Source organism: Sedimentitalea todarodis, from assembly GCF_032595355.1.
GTDB lineage: Bacteria > Pseudomonadota > Alphaproteobacteria > Rhodobacterales > Rhodobacteraceae > Sedimentitalea > Sedimentitalea todarodis.
Genome location: NZ_JASMWN010000005.1, coordinates 232,711 through 250,768, shown reverse-complemented (window position 1 = coordinate 250,768; position 18,058 = coordinate 232,711). Strand labels below are relative to the sequence as shown.

20 protein-coding genes and 1 riboswitch are annotated in these 18,058 nt (G+C 60.7%); of the genes, 15 read left to right on the top strand and 5 right to left on the bottom strand.

Annotated features, from left to right (window positions below; genetic code table 11):
• Window positions 1-366: hypothetical protein (locus tag QO231_RS09445; RefSeq protein ID WP_316775446.1), on the bottom strand; the 366-nt coding region annotated here is incomplete at its 3' end.
• 362 nt (window positions 367-728) lie between these two features.
• Between QO231_RS09445 and ybeY the strand changes: the two genes are divergently transcribed.
• The 15 genes from ybeY (at window position 729) to trpB (ending at window position 14,365) form a co-directional block, all read left to right on the top strand.
• A complete protein-coding gene (gene ybeY, locus QO231_RS09440) occupies window positions 729-1,241 on the top strand; it encodes an rRNA maturation RNase YbeY (RefSeq protein WP_316775444.1) in 513 nt (170 codons plus the stop codon).
• A 22-nt stretch (window positions 1,242-1,263) separates the two neighbouring features.
• A complete protein-coding gene (locus tag QO231_RS09435) occupies window positions 1,264-2,172 on the top strand; it encodes a hemolysin family protein (protein WP_316775442.1) in 909 nt (302 codons plus the stop codon).
• Window positions 2,169-3,674: an apolipoprotein N-acyltransferase gene (lnt, locus tag QO231_RS09430; protein WP_316775440.1), complete on the top strand. Its 1,506-nt coding sequence runs from the start codon at window positions 2,169-2,171 to the stop codon at window positions 3,672-3,674. Before QO231_RS09435 ends, lnt begins: the two co-directional genes overlap by 4 nt.
• Window positions 3,675-3,713: 39 nt before the next feature.
• Window positions 3,714-3,763, top strand: a riboswitch (SAM-SAH riboswitch).
• 6 nt (window positions 3,764-3,769) lie between these two features.
• Window positions 3,770-4,951: a methionine adenosyltransferase gene (metK, locus tag QO231_RS09425; protein ID WP_316775439.1), complete on the top strand. Its 1,182-nt coding sequence runs from the start codon at window positions 3,770-3,772 to the stop codon at window positions 4,949-4,951.
• 184 nt (window positions 4,952-5,135) lie between these two features.
• Window positions 5,136-5,837 carry a tRNA (guanine(46)-N(7))-methyltransferase TrmB gene (trmB, locus tag QO231_RS09420; RefSeq protein ID WP_316775438.1) on the top strand — a complete coding sequence of 234 codons (702 nt, stop codon included), beginning with the start codon at window positions 5,136-5,138 and terminating at the stop codon, window positions 5,835-5,837.
• Between the two features lie 92 nt (window positions 5,838-5,929).
• A complete protein-coding gene (gene aroA, locus QO231_RS09415; RefSeq protein WP_316775435.1) occupies window positions 5,930-7,282 on the top strand; it encodes a 3-phosphoshikimate 1-carboxyvinyltransferase in 1,353 nt (450 codons plus the stop codon).
• An 8-nt stretch (window positions 7,283-7,290) separates the two neighbouring features.
• Window positions 7,291-7,827, top strand: coding sequence for a hypothetical protein (locus QO231_RS09410; RefSeq protein ID WP_316775432.1), 537 nt, complete (start codon window positions 7,291-7,293; stop codon window positions 7,825-7,827).
• Entirely contained in the window at window positions 7,824-8,441 is a 618-nt protein-coding gene (locus QO231_RS09405; RefSeq protein WP_316775431.1) for a (d)CMP kinase, read from the top strand. Before QO231_RS09410 ends, QO231_RS09405 begins: the two co-directional genes overlap by 4 nt.
• Window positions 8,442-8,565: 124 nt before the next feature.
• A complete protein-coding gene (locus QO231_RS09400) occupies window positions 8,566-8,766 on the top strand; it encodes a hypothetical protein (protein ID WP_316775430.1) in 201 nt (66 codons plus the stop codon).
• A gap of 227 nt (window positions 8,767-8,993) precedes the next feature.
• Entirely contained in the window at window positions 8,994-10,673 is a 1,680-nt protein-coding gene (gene rpsA / locus QO231_RS09395) for a 30S ribosomal protein S1 (protein WP_316775429.1), read from the top strand.
• A gap of 389 nt (window positions 10,674-11,062) precedes the next feature.
• Window positions 11,063-11,344, top strand: coding sequence for an integration host factor subunit beta (ihfB, locus tag QO231_RS09390; protein WP_316775427.1), 282 nt, complete (start codon window positions 11,063-11,065; stop codon window positions 11,342-11,344).
• Between the two features lie 4 nt (window positions 11,345-11,348).
• Window positions 11,349-11,699 carry a LapA family protein gene (locus tag QO231_RS09385; protein WP_316775425.1) on the top strand — a complete coding sequence of 117 codons (351 nt, stop codon included), beginning with the start codon at window positions 11,349-11,351 and terminating at the stop codon, window positions 11,697-11,699.
• A 7-nt stretch (window positions 11,700-11,706) separates the two neighbouring features.
• On the top strand, window positions 11,707-12,360 hold the full coding sequence (locus QO231_RS09380; protein WP_316775423.1) for a phosphoribosylanthranilate isomerase: 654 nt from the start codon (window positions 11,707-11,709) through the stop codon (window positions 12,358-12,360).
• Between the two features lie 105 nt (window positions 12,361-12,465).
• A complete protein-coding gene (locus QO231_RS09375; RefSeq protein WP_316775421.1) occupies window positions 12,466-12,960 on the top strand; it encodes a fasciclin domain-containing protein in 495 nt (164 codons plus the stop codon).
• 157 nt (window positions 12,961-13,117) lie between these two features.
• Entirely contained in the window at window positions 13,118-14,365 is a 1,248-nt protein-coding gene (gene trpB / locus QO231_RS09370; protein WP_316775419.1) for a tryptophan synthase subunit beta, read from the top strand.
• 177 nt (window positions 14,366-14,542) lie between these two features.
• On the opposite strand, the gene QO231_RS09365 is transcribed toward trpB, so the two are convergent.
• The 4 genes from QO231_RS09365 to pth are packed head-to-tail and all read right to left on the bottom strand — an operon-like array spanning window position 14,543 to window position 17,832.
• Window positions 14,543-14,911, bottom strand: coding sequence for a DUF2237 family protein (locus tag QO231_RS09365; protein ID WP_316775418.1), 369 nt, complete (start codon window positions 14,909-14,911; stop codon window positions 14,543-14,545).
• A gap of 10 nt (window positions 14,912-14,921) precedes the next feature.
• On the bottom strand, window positions 14,922-16,085 hold the full coding sequence (locus QO231_RS09360; protein ID WP_316775416.1) for a serine hydrolase domain-containing protein: 1,164 nt from the start codon (window positions 16,083-16,085) through the stop codon (window positions 14,922-14,924).
• Between the two features lie 38 nt (window positions 16,086-16,123).
• Window positions 16,124-17,149 (bottom strand): DUF2332 domain-containing protein, encoded by a 1,026-nt coding sequence (locus QO231_RS09355; RefSeq protein WP_316775414.1) that lies wholly within the window; start codon window positions 17,147-17,149, stop codon window positions 16,124-16,126.
• On the bottom strand, window positions 17,146-17,832 hold the full coding sequence (pth, locus tag QO231_RS09350; protein ID WP_316775411.1) for an aminoacyl-tRNA hydrolase: 687 nt from the start codon (window positions 17,830-17,832) through the stop codon (window positions 17,146-17,148). Before pth ends, QO231_RS09355 begins: the two co-directional genes overlap by 4 nt.
• Window positions 17,833-18,058: the final 226 nt, after the last annotated feature.

Sequence of the window (18,058 nt, the reverse complement as noted above, 5' to 3'; positions counted from 1 at the left end):
CGTTGCTTCAGCGCTTCGTTGTAAGCCGGCCAGTTCTTGGTCATGTAGCTCGGCGGGATAGGTCTGCTCATACAGGCCAGCTACCATGCTGGATTCACAAAATGAATCCCTCATCCAGCCTCTGCGCAACAAAGCCATGAGCAATGCCAAATCCTGCCCGGCGCCGTCAAAACCTCCAGCGTTCTTCTTTGTCATCCGGCCAGCGGCCTGTTCGCTTATTTCCCTGCCCCGGGTGTCCTTGCCCGGCAGCGCAGACATTGCATCTTTGAAGGCCTGCGTAACCTTCAGGTAGCGTTCGTAGGCTTCTTTGGTTTTCTTGTTCTGGCTTCCGGTAAACCAGCCTTTGCGTATGAAGAGGTCCAGCATTGCGATATGCTGAGGTGTGTGCCAGCCGTTCGAACCTCGTCCTCCTCATTCACCAGAGATAGCCCCGGCAAGATCAATAGGCGCTTACAAACACTTGTTTGGTATGAAAAAATATCCGCGTGCGTGATCGCAGGAACCAGATACAACCTCTCGCTGAATCTGGTGTGTATGCGTTGGTGCGGATGGGCGTTCTTTCTCGAACGTTGCGGCAGCCGAGTATTTCGGACCTGAGTCTGTTTACAAGGGAGGGCGATCTTACTGGTCGCAATCACAAGGAAGGGCTGGTCTTGACCGGCCCGTTCGGTCTAAGAGCGTGCCTTGTTGCAAACCAACGACATTTCCAACCGCTTTGCGAGACCTGAATGCCGATCGAAATCCACATCAAATCTGCACAATGGGCCAAGATCGATCTCGACGCGATTGCAGAGGCCGCAGGGCAGGCGACGCTGGGCCTCTTGGGACTCGATAGCGACCCCGTTTCACTCGCCATACTTGCGACCGATGATGCCGAAATCGCGAAACTGAACGCCGAGTTTCGCAAAAAACCTGTCCCGACAAATGTGCTCAGCTGGCCGGTGAAAGACCTCGCCGCGTCTGTGGCCGGGGGCCAGCCGGCGTTGCCGCAAGCGGATGTCTTCGGCGAAATCGAGCTTGGCGACATCGCGATTTCCTTTGAAACTTGCGCTCGCGAGGCTGATACAGCAGGTAAACCGATGAGCGATCATGTCACACATCTGATCGTTCACGGAGTGTTGCATCTTCTCGGGTATGACCACATCCGTGACCCGGATGCCACCTTGATGCAGGCACGAGAAGTCGAGATACTTGGCAGATTGGGTATTGATGACCCATATTGGGATAGGGACGGGGCATAGGGCCCTCATTTGGACGGGATCAATGGACGACACAGACGGCAGTTCTAACGCGGCGCAGCGCGCGCAGCCACAGGACGATACGGCTCTTCCGGCGACAGCGGAGGTCGAAGAACAGGACGGGGCGGATCGCCCCGGCTTAATTGGACGCATCATCGAGGCCTTTTCGCCTGCGGAGGAGCCGTCACCGACATCGGTGAACGGCAACGCTATTGAGACGCGCGGCATGATCAATCTGCGGCGCATGCGGGTCGAGGATGTCGCGATCCCGACCGCTGATATCGTGGCCGTTGCCAACACCACCAGCAAGGAAGAGCTGGTGCAGCAGTTTCGCGAGAGCGGCATGACCCGGATACCGGTTTATGAAGGCACGCTTGATACGCCACTCGGATTTGTCCACCTCAAGGATTTCGCGCTGAGCCACGGCTTTAACGGGGGTACGACAGATTTCGATCTGACGTCGATGCTGCGCCCGCTCTTGTTCGTGCCGCCGTCGATGCCGATCGGCGTGTTGCTGGCCAAGATGCAGACCGAGCGCCGCCACATGGCATTGGTGATCGATGAATACGGCGGGGTTGACGGGTTGTTGACCATCGAGGACCTGATCGAGCAGGTTGTGGGTGAAATCGAGGACGAACACGATACCGACGAGGATCGCCCCTGGATCAAGGAAAAACCCGGCTGCTACGTGGCGTTGGCCAAGACGCCGCTGGCCGATTTCGAGGCCGAGATCGGCCAATCCCTGACGGATCATGACGAGGTCGACGAAGAGGAAATCGACACGCTCGGCGGGCTGGTGTTCATGCTGTCGGGGCGTGTTCCCGCGCGTGGCGAGGTCGTGCCCCATCCGGAAGGGCCAGAGTTCGAGGTTATCGATGCGGATCCGCGCCGGATCAAACGATTGCGGATCCGACTGCCTGAGACTCCCGCATGATATCACCGCCCGGCGGGCTGTTGCTTCGGATGGGGGTGGCGGCCGGTTTCGGGGCGCTGGCCGCGTTGGGGCTTGCGCCCTACGGTCTCTGGCCTGTCACCCTGATTGCGTTCGCACTTGTGCCCTGGCTGTTGCAGGGAACCGACAGCCCGCGCCGCGCGGCATGGATCGGCTGGGCACTCGCGACCGGTTACTTCGCCCTTGCCCTGAACTGGATCGTCGAGCCGTTTTTGGTGGACATCGCCCGGCACGGTTGGATGGCGCCATTTGCGCTTGTGCTTCTGTCAGGCGGGCTGGCGTTGTTCTGGGCAGCGGCCTTTTGGCTGGCGATACGGTTTTCAAAGACACAGGGAATGCGGATCGGGTTGCTGATCGCCACGCTCTCACTGGCCGAATTCGCGCGTGCCTATGTGCTCACCGGGTTTCCGTGGGCGGGCCTGGCCCAGATTTGGGTGGGAACGGATGTTGTTCTTTGGCTGGCCTGGATCGGGCCGCAGGGGCTTGGTGCCCTGACCTTGATTGCTTCGCTCCTGCCGGGACACGCGCTCGTATCGAAAGCGCGTCTCGGGGCGCGGCTGCTTTGCGGGTTGCCGGTGCTGACGCTGCTGCTCGCGGGCGTTGAGCTGGCGCGGGCCCTACCGGAGACCCATCCGTCACCCGGCACCGTCCGGATCATCCAGCCCAACGCGCCGCAGCATCAGAAATGGGACCCGGAGATGATGCCGGTGTTCTTTCAACGCCAGATCGACTTTACCGCTGCGCAGCCACAACCTGACCTCATCGTATGGCCGGAAACAGCTGTTCCGGTTCTACTGGATTATGCCGGGCCTGCACTCGCGCGGATGTCGGAGGCCGCGGCCGGTGTGCCGATGGCGGTCGGTATCCAGCGCAGCGAGGGTGCGCGTCACTACAATTCGCTGATCTACCTGGATGGTGTCGGCGATATCGCGGCGGTCTATGACAAGCATCATCTTGTGCCGTTTGGCGAGTATTTTCCCGGTGGGGATTTCGCCTCAGCCCTCGGGTTGCGCGGGTTTGCGGCGCGGGAGGGCGATGGCTACAGCGCGGGGCCGGGGCCGGTGCTTCTGGATTTTGGCCCTCTGGGGCAGGCTTTGCCGCTGATCTGTTACGAGGCGGTCTTTCCCCAGGATGTTTCAGGAACAGCGAGTCGCGGTGCCTTTCTGTTGCAGATTACCAACGATGCCTGGTTCGGTCAGTACGCCGGGCCCTACCAGCATCTGGCGCAGGCACAGATGCGCGCCGTCGAACAAGGTTTGCCAATGGTGCGCGCGGCAAACACCGGGGTTTCTGCAATGATCGACCCGTGGGGGCGGATCACCGACAGCCTGCCGTTGGGGGAGGCGGGTTATGTCGATGCAACGCTGCCGGCGCCGCTGCCCGGCACCCACTATTCACGCAGCGGCGACTGGCCTGTGTTGTGCTTGCTGCTGGTCGGGTTGATTCCGCTCTTGCGGCGAGGTCGCGAAATAAAAGGCGCTTAGGCAATTGACCTTGCCGGTTTGCGGGCTTACTTCGGCTGAAACCTGTCACAACGGCTTCCTGACGTGGCAGGATGAAACCCAATGGAGCGCTATTCATGTCCCGCAATACCCATACGTTCACTTCGGAATCGGTTTCCGAGGGTCACCCTGACAAGGTCTGTGACCGAATCTCCGATGCCATTCTGGATGCCCTTCTGACAGAAGAACCCGAAGCGAGGGTCGCGGCAGAGACCTTTGCGACCACCAACCGAGTCGTGATCGGGGGCGAGATCGGGCTGAGCGATCAGGACAAGCTGACGGACTATATGGGCCGTATTGACGGGATTGCGCGCGAATGTATCCGCGATATCGGCTATGAGCAGGACAAGTTCCACTATGCAACCTGCGAAATCACCAACCTGCTGCATGAACAATCAGCGCATATCGCACAGGGCGTGGATGCCTCTGGCAACAAGGACGAAGGTGCTGGCGATCAGGGCATCATGTTCGGCTTTGCCACAAATGAGACAACGGCATTGATGCCGGCACCGATCCAGTATGCCCATGCGATCCTGCGACGGCTGGCAGAGGTGCGCAAGAACGGGACCGAGCCGACACTCGGGCCCGATGCAAAAAGCCAGCTGTCGGTGATCTATGAAGACGGCCGTCCGGTCGGTGTGCGCTCGCTGGTGCTGAGCACCCAGCATCTGGACGAGTCCCTGAGCAGTGAAGATATCCGCGCGATTGTCGAACCCTATATCACCGAGGTTCTGCCGGAGGGCTGGCTGACGGATCAGACCGAATGGCATGTGAACCCGACCGGAAAATTCGTGATTGGCGGTCCTGATGGCGACGCCGGCCTGACTGGGCGCAAGATCATCGTCGATACCTACGGCGGTGCCGCGCCGCATGGGGGTGGGGCGTTTTCCGGCAAGGATCCGACAAAGGTGGACCGGTCTGCTGCCTATGCGGCGCGGTATCTGGCCAAGAACATCGTCGCCGCCGGCCTCGCGGATCGCGCGACCCTGCAACTGAGCTATGCCATCGGGGTGTCCCGCCCGCTGTCGATCTACGTGGATACGCACGGCACCGGACAAGTAGAGAGCGCAAGTATCGAGAAAGCCGTCGGACAGGTTATGGACCTGACCCCGCGCGGAATTCGAGAGCATTTGCAGTTGAACAAACCCATTTACCAACGCACTGCCGCATATGGGCATTTCGGACGCGAACCCGATGCGGATGGCGGGTTCAGCTGGGAGAAGACCGATCTGATCGATGCGCTGAAGGCGGCGATCTGACAGGTTGAAAAAGCGTGCGGCTGCGCCGCGCGCGATTCAAGAGATGAGGGGCGCTGCCCCTCAAACGCCCCGGAGTATTTGCGCAAAGATGAAACCCGCTTGATCGGTATGCTGTTTCGCGTTTCACAAATTCATCCGGCCAAGGCAATTGCGAACAGGGGGCCATCGGGCTAGACCGCGCACCATGACACAACCAATCCGCCCGCACCGCAATTTTTATGGCCGCCTCAAGGGCAAGACGCTGAAGAAAAGCCAAAAGGCCTATCTGGATGAGGATCTTGCGGCCCTGTCACCGGGGCCGGTTGGCTGGGACGAGAACCCGGAGCGACAGCCCCTCGACCTTAATACGCTGTTTGGTGGGCGCCGGGTCTGGCTTGAGATCGGGTTCGGTGGTGGTGAGCATCTCGTGCACCAGGCCCAGGCCAATCCCGAAATCGGGATCATCGGGGCCGAACCCTATATCAACGGTGTTGCCATGCTGCTTGGCAAGATACGCCGCGCGGGCGTGTCAAACCTGGCCGTCCACCCCGGCGATGCGCGCGATCTGATGGATGTGCTGCCCGACGGCGCGATTGACCGGGCGTTCCTGCTCTATCCCGATCCCTGGCCCAAGGCCCGCCATCATCGGCGCCGGTTCGTGACGCCTGAGCATCTAGACCCTTTGCATCGCGTGCTTGCGCCGGGTGCGATTCTGCGGGTGGCCACGGATATTCCGGATTACGTGCGGCAAACTCTGGAACAGGTGCCAAAGGCCGGGTTCGCGTGGTTGGCCGAGCGCCGCGAGGACTGGCGCGCGCCCTGGGAGGACTGGCTATCGACACGCTATGAACAGAAAGCGCTGCGCGAAGGACGCGTTCCGCATTACCTGACCTTTCGACGCCTTTGACACGATATGTCTGGCGCAGGTGGTCACGGGTTGTGGACGCTCTTGCAGGCATCGGCTAAAGCGGGTGCCATTGACCTGATGAGAGGCCCGATATGTCCAGCCACGGCACCCCGATTCCGATGATGTCCGCCCCTTGCGGGGCGCTGTCCGGCGTGGCCGATGTGCCCGGCGACAAATCGATTTCCCACCGTTCGCTGATATTGGGCGCGATGGCCGTGGGCGAGACGCGAATCTCCGGACTGCTCGAGGGCGAGGATGTTCTGGACACCGCCAAGGCAATGCGTGCCTTTGGGGCAGAGGTCGACCGGGACGACGATGGCACCTGGCATGTGCATGGTGTAGGTGTCGGTGGCTTTGCGGAGCCGGACCAGGTCATCGATTGCGGCAATTCCGGCACTGGTGTCCGGCTGATCATGGGCGCGATGGCGACCTGTCCGATCAGCGCAACGTTCACCGGGGATGCCAGCCTGAACAAGCGTCCGATGGCGCGGGTGACGGACCCGCTGGCCTTGTTTGGCACGCGTGCGGTCGGGCGATCTGGCGGACGTTTGCCAATGACCATTGTCGGGGCGAAAAATCCGGTTCCCGTGCGATACGCGGTGCCGGTGCCGTCCGCGCAGGTCAAATCTGCTGTGTTGCTCGCGGGGCTGAATGCGCCGGGCCAGACGGTCGTTGTCGAAAAGGAGGCGACACGCGATCATTCGGAGCGGATGCTGGCGGGTTTCGGGGCCGAGATCACGACAGAAGACACCGATGAAGGCCGGGTGATCACGCTCACCGGTCGACCCGAGTTGAAACCACAGACGATCGCAGTGCCGCGTGACCCGTCGAGCGCGGCCTTTCCGGTCTGCGCCGCGTTGATCGTGCCCGGCTCTGATGTGCTGGTTCCGGGGATTGGGTTGAATCCGACACGTGCGGGTCTCTATGCCACGTTGCGCGACATGGGCGCGGACCTGACCTATGAGAACGAGCGTGAGGAGGGCGGCGAGCCGGTCGCCGATCTGCGCGCACGGTTCTCGCCCGAGATGAAAGGCATTGATGTGCCGCCGGCCCGTGCGGCCAGCATGATTGACGAATACCCGGTGCTGTCGGTGGTCGCGTCATTTGCCAGCGGCGTCACCATGATGCGCGGCGTGCGCGAGCTGCGCGTCAAGGAAAGTGACCGGATCGATGCAATGGCTACCGGGTTGCGTGCCAACGGTGTCGATGTCGAGGAGGGCGAGGATTGGTGGTCGGTCACGGGTCATGGCCCCGGAACCGTCAAGGGCGGTGCCGAATGTGCCAGCCATCTGGACCACCGGATCGCGATGTCGTTCATGGTGATGGGGATGGCGACAAAGCATCCGGTGTCAGTGGATGATGGCGGCCCGATCGCCACGTCCTTCCCGATATTCGAACCATTGATGCAGCGCCTCGGGGCGTCTCTTTCCCGGGCGGACGGGTAGGGGCCGGAATGCGCCACCTCTGGATCGGGCTGGCCGGGTTTGCCGGTGTGGCGGTGGTTTGCCTTGTTTTGATGACGGTCTGGACCAAACCGGCGATCATCGCGGGGGCCAAGGGCGCGCCCATGTTCGATTTGCGCACTGAGGGGTATGATCACGCAACGGCAAAGGCCTATCTGGACGACCTCTCGGAACCGGCGCGCCGCCTGTATCTGGGCGCACAACGCATTCTGGACACGCTTTTCCCGATCGGTCTGGCCGGTGCTCTCGCTCTGGCCATCTATCTTGGCCTGCGTCGCAACTTTGGCCGGTGGGCGCTGGTTGGGGCGCTGTTGCCGTCCGCCTATTTCTATGCGGACATGCTCGAAAACGCGGCGGTCGCCGGACTGTTGCGATCTCCGATCCTGACGCCGGAAGATGTTGAACGCGCCAGCACCTACACGATCCTGAAATTTCAATTGTTCCAGACGTCGCTGCTGCTGCTCTTGCTGTGTATCATCGGCCAGATCGTAAGGTGGAGCCTGAACAGGTTCAGAGGGATGCCATGACGTTCACAATCGCAATTGACGGCCCCGCCGCCGCGGGCAAGGGCACTATCAGCAAGGCGGTGGCGGCCCATTTCGGGTTTGGCCATCTGGATACAGGACTGCTCTACCGCGCGGTTGCTGCGCGGGCTCTCGACGGGGCCGAGGCGACCGAGGCGGCGCGGTCGTTGACGCCCGAGGATCTGGGGGCCGGCAATTTGCGCAGCGCAGAGGTGGCGCAACAGGCAAGCCGGGTGGCTGCCATTCCCGAGGTGCGGGCCGCCTTGGTCGAGTTTCAGCGCGCCTTTGCGCGCAAGGGCCCTGGTGCCGTTCTGGACGGGCGGGATATCGGGACAGTGATCTGCCCGGATGCAGAGGTGAAGATCTTCGTGACAGCCAGCGATGAAATCCGCGCACGGCGGCGCTTTGATGAATTGCGTGCGGGCGGATCATCGACCACCTATGATGCGGTTCTGGCGGACGTGAAGGCGCGCGATGAGCGCGACATGAATCGCGCGGATGCCCCGCTGAAACCTGCGGTGGATGCGGTGATAGTCGATACATCGGACCTCAGTATCGAAGCTGCGGTTTCGTCGGTGATCAAGCTGATCCAAAGCCGGATGTCACAGAGCGGCTGATCGGATCAGACCCCTGGCGTTTTCGGTCAGGAAAACCTGACTGACGCCAACGCAAACTGCAGAGTAGTTTTGGATCACCCGGCCCGGAGCCGGGTACACGGGTATCAGATCAGGAGCATTTCAGATGGATAGTTTCGTCTTCAACATTCCCCGGAACAACGACGATCTTGCAAAGGTTCCCGATATTGCGGGAGAATCCCAACCTATGCCGATCAACCCGCTTGCGCCGGGTGCTGCCGGTTTCGAAGATCCGCTGCTCGGGTTCGAAGACCCGCTGTTGGGTGCTACCGCACCGATGGGATTCGAGGACCCCTTGCTCGGTTAGTCGAAGGTTCGCCACCCCCCGCATTGAACCCTTGCCATCAGGGGTGCAAAGGACTATACGCCGCGGTGTCCAAGCGGCAGACCAGATCGCAGACATCACGAGCAGGGCCGGGGAATTCCGCGGCCCTTCGTCTGTTTGGAGCCACCGCGCGGACCAACCTGAAACCCAAAGACCGGCGGAGACAACCGCACGGCCCGCAAAAATGTGAAAAAGGAAACGACTTATATATGTCCGCTAACGCATCCATGGAGGAATTCGAAGCCCTCCTTAACGAAAGCTTCGAAATGGACACACCCGAGGAAGGGTCTGTCGTCAAAGGCAAAGTCATCGCGATCGAAGCGGGACAAGCCATCATCGACGTCGGCTACAAGATGGAAGGCCGCGTTGATCTGAAAGAATTCGCAAATCCCGGAGAAGCCCCCGAAATCGCCGCCGGCGACGAGGTTGAAGTTTTTCTGCGCCAGGTCGAGAACGCACGTGGCGAAGCCGTCATTTCGCGCGAAATGGCCCGCCGCGAGGAAGCCTGGGATCGTCTTGAAAAAGCCTATGCCGATGAGCTGCGCGTCGAAGGCGCGATCTTTGGCCGGGTCAAGGGTGGTTTCACCGTCGATCTGGGCGGTGCCGTCGCATTCCTGCCCGGCTCGCAAGTCGACGTGCGCCCTGTGCGCGACGCTGGCCCACTGATGGGTCTGAAGCAGCCGTTCCAAATTCTGAAAATGGACCGTCGCCGTGGCAACATCGTCGTGTCCCGTCGTGCGATCCTCGAAGAAAGCCGTGCCGAGCAGCGCGCCGAAGTCATCGGCAACCTGCACGAAGGTCAGGCCGTGGATGGCGTCGTCAAGAACATCACCGAGTACGGCGCATTTGTCGATCTGGGTGGCGTTGACGGCCTGCTGCACGTCACCGACATGGCATGGCGTCGTGTGAACCATCCGTCCGAGATCCTGTCGATCGGTGAAACCGTCAAGGTTCAGGTCATCAAGATCAACAAGGAAACCCACCGTATCAGCCTCGGCATGAAACAGCTGCAGGAAGATCCGTGGGATCTGGTTGGCGCGAAATACCCGCTCAGCTCCGTCCATACGGGCCGCGTCACCAACATCACCGATTACGGTGCCTTTGTTGAGCTCGAACCCGGTGTCGAAGGTCTGGTCCACGTTTCCGAAATGTCCTGGACCAAGAAGAACGTGCACCCCGGCAAGATCGTGTCGACCTCTCAGGAAGTCGAAGTCATGGTGCTGGAAATCGACGGAGCCAAGCGGCGCGTTTCGCTGGGTCTCAAGCAAACCATGCGCAACCCGTGGGAAGTCTTTGCCGAGCAGTTCCCCGAGGGAACCGAGGTCGAGGGCGAGGTCAAGAACATCACCGAATTCGGTCTGTTCATCGGTCTCGAAGGCGACATCGACGGCATGGTTCACCTGTCGGACCTGTCCTGGGACGAACGCGGCGAAGATGCCATCCAGAACTATCGCAAGGGCGACATGGTTTCGGCCGTTGTCTCCGAGGTCGATGTCGAGAAAGAGCGCATCAGCCTGTCGATCAAGGCCCTGGGCGGCGACAAGTTTGCCGAGGCCGTTGGCGGCGTCAAGCGCGGTTCGATCATCACCGTCGAAGTGACGGCGATCGAGGATGGTGGCATCGAGGTGGAATACGAAGGCATGAAATCCTTCATCCGCCGCTCCGACCTGTCCCGTGACCGTGCCGAACAGCGCCCCGAGCGGTTCAGCGTCGGCAACAAGATCGACGTGCGCGTTACCAATGTCGACAGCAAGACCCGCCGTCTTGGCCTGTCGATCAAGGCACGCGAAATCGCCGAAGAGAAAGAAGCCGTCGCACAGTATGGCAGTTCGGACTCGGGCGCATCGCTGGGCGATATCCTGGGTGCGGCGCTCAAGGGCGACGAGTGATCCTTCGGATTAGTCCAGACGAGACAGAAACCCGCCGGACCATGTCCGGCGGGTTTTTTCATGGCCAATTGCGCAGTAGGCCGCATTTGGCGGCTTTCTGACGACGCAATTCGCATCTGTATTGGCCAATCTCAAGCTGGCTGATCCCCCACCGGCCTCCTTCGCGCAGCGAATCGCGTTGCTCGCGGATCGGTGGAAAAACGCGGTCAAAACCAATTCATCGCGTCGCATGAGGGTGGGATTCGCGCATGATTGCGGGTGTACCGGCGGAACTGGGTGAGTTTTTCCGTTCATATTCCAATAGTTCTGGTTCCCGCGAAGGATTTTTGCTCCTATACTCAACGAACCAGTCTTGTTAGCGCGATGCCGCCTTGGGAGGGACACGCCGAATGATCCGGTCTGAATTGATACAGAAAATCGCTGATGAAAACCCTCACCTCTACCAACGCGATGTCGAGCGTATTGTGAATACAGTGTTCGATGAAGTCACCGGTGCCATGGCGCGTGGTGATCGGGTCGAACTGCGTGGTTTCGGCGCGTTCTCGGTCAAAAAGCGCGATGCGCGGATCGGACGCAATCCAAGGACCGGTGAAACCGTGCATGTTGAGGAAAAGCATGTCCCGTTTTTCAAGACCGGAAAACTCCTGCGGGACCGTCTGAACGGAAAGTAATCTGATGCGGTACATTCGCTATGCCTTCCTGGCCACGCTGGGAGTTTTGCTGATTTCGGTGTCCCTGGCGAACCGTGGATTTGTCACGCTGAAATTGATGCCCGATGCGGTTGCGGAACTGCTGGGGTTCAACATGACCATATCGCTGCCGCTGTTCGTGGTTGTGCTGGGGGGAATCGTCGCCGGATTGGTGATCGGGTTCGTCTGGGAATGGATGCGTGAATACAAGCATCGCCGCGAGGCGCAGATAAAGGCCCGCGAAGTGCGCAAGCTCGAGCGTCAGGTCGGCAAGCTGAAAACCGAAAAGCACAAGGGCAAGGACGAAGTTTTGGCCATCCTGGACGAAACCGGCTGATCCTGTCATGTCCCGGGACATTCACGTCAAGATCTGCGGGCTGAGTACCGCAGAAACGCTTGCGTCCGCGGTCGCTTTTGGTGCGCGCTACGTGGGCTTTGTTTTCTTTGCCAAATCGCCACGCAATGTTGCCCTGCCACTGGCGGCGACATTGGCGGCCTCGGTGCCAGAAGGCGTCTGCAAGGTTGCGCTGACGGTCAACGCGGATGACGTGACGCTGGACCATCTGATCGACACGGTGCCGCTCGACATGCTGCAACTGCATGGTGCCGAAGATCCCGACCGGGTGGCCCAAATCCGGACCCGCTTTGGCCTGCCGGTGATGAAGGCGGTCGGCGTCGCGCACGAAAGCGATTTGCCGGCGCTTCTGGATTATCAGCAGGTCGCGGATCAGATACTGGTTGATGCCAAGCCGCCAAGGCACGCGGAGCTACCCGGCGGCAATGGTTTGGCCTTTGACTGGCGGCTGATCGCGGGGCGGCGTTGGCCAGTGCCGTGGATGTTGGCGGGCGGGCTGACGCCGAACAATGTGGGCGAGGCGATTGCCATGACCGGCGCCCGTCAGGTTGATGTGTCTTCCGGCGTTGAAAGCGCGCCGGGCGTCAAGGACTCCAGCCAAATCCGCACATTCCTTGCCGCGACATCGGCATACGCAATCTGACGGAAAAACACGGGCCCGTGAGGGTGATGAAACACGGATCGCAGGTTTGATCCATGTCGTGTCGTGCTGCGTAACCTCGGTGTATCAAACAGAGGAGAACAGCAAATGCTTCGTCGCAACTTTCTAACCGTCATCGGTGCCGCAATGATTGCAGGTACGGCAATGTCCCCGGCGAAGGCCGCTGATATGGACATCGTCGACACTGCGGTCGCAAACGGGTCCTTCACCACTCTCGTTGCGGCGGTACAGGCTGCGGGGCTTGTCGACACGCTCAAGGGCAAGGGGCCGTTCACCGTGTTTGCGCCCACCGACGAAGCCTTTGCCGCGCTTCCCGATGGAACGGTTGAAACGCTGCTGAAACCCGAGAACAAGGACCAGCTGGTTCAGATCCTGACGTATCACGTGGTCCCCGCCAAGGTCATGTCGGGAGAGCTTGCCGGCAAGCGGACCAAGGTTCTCACGGTCGAAGGTGAGCGGCTCAGCGTCAATGGCATGGGAAATGGCGTCAAGGTCGGATCAAGCAAGGTTGTGGCCGCTGACGTCGGCGCATCGAACGGCGTGATCCATGTCATCGACAAGGTGTTGATCCCCGAAGGCTAGGTCAGAGCCTGCAACCGATCACCGAGTACCCGAACGCCACGCAATACGCGTGGCGTTTGCTCGTCGGGTTGCTGGGACGGGGAGGAAACCACTTTTTGCATGGCATTTCCTGAAACTGGCCCATATGAACGGGGCGTGCGACGCAAGGGGGACCATCATGGCCGACGATCTGTTCAATTCCTTCATGACCGGACCGGACGAAAACGGGCGCTTCGGAGATTTCGGTGGACGCTTTGTCAGCGAAACGCTGATGCCGCTGATCCTGGCGCTGGAAGAGGAATATGAAAAGGCCAAGACCGACGACAGTTTCTGGGCCGAGATGCAGGATTTGTGGACCCACTATGTCGGCCGTCCCAGCCCGCTTTACTTTGCAGAACGTCTGACCGACCATCTCGGCGGCGCCAGGATTTATCTCAAGCGCGACGAGTTGAACCACACTGGCGCGCACAAGATCAACAACGTACTGGGCCAGATCATCCTCGCCCGCCGCATGGGCAAGACGCGCATCATCGCCGAGACCGGCGCGGGGCAGCATGGGGTTGCGACCGCGACCGTCTGCGCCAAGTTCGGCCTGAAATGCGTCGTCTACATGGGCAAGCATGATGTCGAACGTCAGGCGCCAAACGTTTTTCGCATGCGCCTCTTGGGGGCCGAGGTCATTCCCGTCACTTCCGGGCGCGGCACGCTCAAGGATGCGATGAACGACGCGCTGCGCGACTGGGTCACCAATGTGCGCGATACCTTCTATTGCATCGGCACCGTGGCCGGTCCGCACCCGTATCCGGCGATGGTGCGCGACTTCCAGAGCATCATTGGCAAGGAAGCCAAGGAACAGATGCAGGCCGCCGAGGGCCGTCCGCCTGATACGCTGGTCGCCGCCATCGGTGGCGGATCAAACGCCATGGGACTGTTCTTTCCGTTTCTGGATGACAAGAGTGTCAACATCATCGGGGTCGAGGCCGGCGGCAAGGGCGTCAACGCCAAGATGGAGCACTGTGCCTCGCTGACCGGCGGACGCCCCGGCGTTCTGCATGGCAATCGCACCTATCTGCTCCAGGACGATGACGGGCAAATTCTCGAAGGATTCTCGATCTCGGCCGGGCTGGACTATCCGGGCATCGGCCCCGAACATTCATGGCTGCATGAGATTGGCCGTGCGAAATACGTGTCGATCACCGATGTCGAGGCGCTCGAGGCATTTCAGCTCAGCTGCGCACAGGAGGGTATCATTCCCGCGCTCGAGCCCAGCCACGCCCTGGCCCATGTCATGAAGATCGCGCCCGATCTGCCCAAGGATCACCTGATTTGCATGAATATGTGCGGACGGGGCGACAAAGATATCTTCACGGTCGCAAAGCACCTGGGATTTGACATGTCCGACACCGAAGGTCGCGACGCGAGCTAAAGCGTTCCGCGTTGAACCTGAATCACCTAACGCTGCCTGAAATCATAGATTTCAACGCGTTAGGTGACACCAGATGATCCAAGTTAGTCGCGAAACGCTCTAGGCGGGGCGTTCCACGCGACACGGCACAGCTGCAATACGGCTGTGCCGGTTCAGGTTCCCACCACTTTCGCTGCGCTAGAGTGCGTGTTCCTCAAGCGCCTTCAACGGGACAATGTCCAATGCGCGCTTGTGCGTGGCGCTCAGATTGACCTGTGGCGCGCAGCCTTCGTCGTGGGCCTGCAGAAACCGCCCGGCGCACAGGCACCAGTGATCGCCTGCCTTCAGCCCGGCAAAGCCAAACTCGGGCCGGGGTGTGGACAGATCATTTCCAAAATACTTCGAATAGGCGAGGAATTCATCGGTCATCACGGCGCAGACCGTGTGGCTGCCCTGATCGGCGGCGCAGGTGTTGCAATGACCATCCCGAAAGAATCCGGTCACCGGATCGGTCGAGCAGGGCGCAAGGGCGCCCCCTAAAACGTTGATGCTGTCATCCTGTTCCATGCGCGTCTCCCTATAACCCGTCCGCGATCCGGCGGAACATCGCGATATTGTCGTCATTGATGCCATCCTCGCGAAACGTCCGGTCGGCTGCGGTGGCCACGATCACGACGTTCCTCGCCTGGTCAATATAGAGATATTGACCGTAAGCTCCACGGCCCATGAATTCGGACGCGACACCCCCTTCGGGGCTCCACCAAAGATATCCATAACCATCTTTGCCGGGCGCTGTTGGTGCGGTCGGGGCGGTTGATGCGGCAACCCAGTCTGCAGGAATCACCTGCTGGCCGTTGTAGTCGCCATTTTGCAGGATCATCTGGCCAAAGCGCGCATAGTCCCGTGTGGTCAGATTGAGCCCGCCCAGAACAAACGCCACGCCCGCGCCATCGGTCAGGTAGTAGGCGTCTTGCTCCTGTCCCAGAGGCGCTATGATCTTCTCCGCAAGCAACTCGGTGACGCTGCGCCCGGTCGCGCCCCGGATCACCAAGCCAACGACATGCGTATCAATCGATACATATTTCCACACAGCGCCGGGTGCGCTGAACCTCTCGACAAAACTGGCGGTGAAATCATCCAGCGTTCCGCCAAGAGCTATGATCCGACCCATGCGGTTGATATCCGAATTGGGGTCCATGATATCTTCGTCAAAGGTCACGCCGCTGGCCATGGTCAACACGTTGCGAATGCTTGCGCCGTCATAGGCGCTCCCGGTCAACTCTGGCGCATATCGTGTGACAGGATCACCCAACGATTCGATCGCCCCTTCGTCCAGCAGAACGCCGAACAGGGCAGACAGGTAACTCTTGGCGATTGACCATGAAATCCGCCGGTCATCAGGACGGGTGCCAAGGAAGTAATCCTCGTAGCGGATCGTCCCGTCCTTCATCACCAGAAGCGACGTGAGCGTGCGGGCCTTGATCCAGCCCTCTGTGTCATCGGGAAGTCGGGCAGGCTCGCCCTCGGGCAGCGGGCTGACCGGCCCATCGCCACGCGGCAGGGGTGCGGTCAGAAAGGCCGCGTCCATATGCGAGAAGTTGCCAACGATCCGTTCTTCGGAGAACAGCGAATTCACCGCCCAGAGCCGTGTGATCTCTTCGCGTTTCCAAACGCCGATCACCGCCGCGGCGAGCAACAGCGACAGTAATATGCGGCCCAGCCATTTCCCGAGTGTGCGCATCCGCTCTCCTCTTCCGTTCCGTCGTATCCGGGGTCTGGTCAGGCGTCCCACCGAATCCAGCGTCCGTGAAAATCGGCGCGGCCCAATGATATGCGCCGGTCTTCGGGCCAGAGCCTTAGAGTCAGAGCAGCCCCCGCATTGTCGCCGTCATTTTCCATCGCCAGCCAGGCCAGCGGCCGGGTCTTGGTCGCGCGTGCACCGGCCGCCTCGATCAACGCGGTTCCGCGCGCCTGCGCCTCGGTTGGAAAATACTGCCATGCCACCGTGTGATAGATCAGGTGGATGTGGCCAACGGGTGCGGAGGTCAGGCGCGGTTCAAGCCAGTCAATCGCGTCCGCCTTGTCAACCGTGCCATTCAATGCCCCGATCGCCGCGCGAGTCAGGTTCATCCGGTGCGGTTGATCCGGCCAGAGATAGGCAAAGAGCCGCAACGCCTGATCCGCGTCCTGCACATCCAGAGGGTTCAGATCAACGCCGCGCCGCTCTGCAACGGTTACGGGCATGGCCACAGGCATCTGACCGGACCAGTCCGGCGACAGGCAGAGGGCCGCGTCGGCGGGACCGAGGCGCTGGTCAGCATGGCTTACGGCATAGCGATCCCACATCAGGTTGAGACCCGCGCTCGCGCCCAGTTCCGAGGTGACGAAAGGCAGCCGATATCGTGCGGCAATCCAGTGCGCCGCTGCGATCAGCGCAGCACTGCGCCCTACCTCGTTGGTTTGCGGCGCGCTTTCGATCCAGTTCAGCATGAAGGCCTCATGCCCTGCCAGTGCGTCCAGGACTGCCTCGCGCAAACGCGCATCGGTAACCGTCGCAGGCGGGTAAACCGCCCGCAATGCGGGGGCGTCTCCGTTCAGCACCAGCGCATGCAGGCCACCGGCAATGCGCAGTGGCAGAGATGCCCCACTGGGGCCGATATCGCCCGTCCATTCGCCGCAGCGATTGGCCAGCGCGGTATCCGCAGGCCAATCGCTGGCCAACATGTTCAACAACCGGCCCATGAAGGGGGACCCGAGACCGGCGCACGCCTGCGCTTGTGTCAGGAATGCGTCGCTCAGCGTCATTTGAACCGATCGACGAGTTTTTGCAGCCTGCTTCTCTCATCCGGCGCGGGTGCGGGCGCTTCTGGTTGGGGTGCTGTGGTCGGCGACGTCTTGGGAACGCTTGTTGAGGAACGGGGCGGGGCGGTGCGCAAGGCGACCGCGTTCATGAACCGTCCGCCATCTCCCTCGGCCAGATGCACGGCCCCATCGGAAATTCCGCGCAAGAGATCGTCGAGCCAGTCATCGTCAGCCTTGGGGAAATCGCGCAGCACGTATCCCGGCACCAGTTCCTTGCGTCCGGGATGGCCAACCCCGAGCCGCACCCGGTCGTAAGCATCACCGATATGGGCATGGATGGAGCGTAACCCGTTATGTCCGGCATGGCCGCCTCCGGTCTTGATCCGTGCCTTGCCCGGTGCGAGGTCGATTTCGTCATGGATTACGATCAAGTCTTCCGACTCCAGTTTGAAGAACCGCATGGCCTCGCCCACCGACTGTCCGGAATTGTTCATGAATGTCTCGGGTTTTAGCAGCATCACCTTTTCCCGGCCCAGCCGACCCTCGCACAGCTGCCCCTGAAACTTGGCCCGCCAAGGGGCAAACCCGTGGTCACCTGCAATGCGGTCCAACGCCATGAACCCGATGTTATGCCGGTTCCGCGCGTATTTCGCGCCCGGATTTCCCAATCCGACAATCAACTTCATGACGGGCTCCACGGTTCAATGCATCGTCACCGCTGTGATGCCCGATGATGCCTGCAATTGCCAGCCCCGCAGAGGCGATCATCCCGCGGGCGCGCAAGAGACCGGTGAACTGTCGGCGCGTTTGGTGGTGGTCATCGGTAGGGCTCTATCCTGAGTTCCTTGGCCTCACCGGCGGTTCAGTTTGGGGTCGGCACCCGCAGAGGTGCAGCCAAACCCGAGAAGGGTC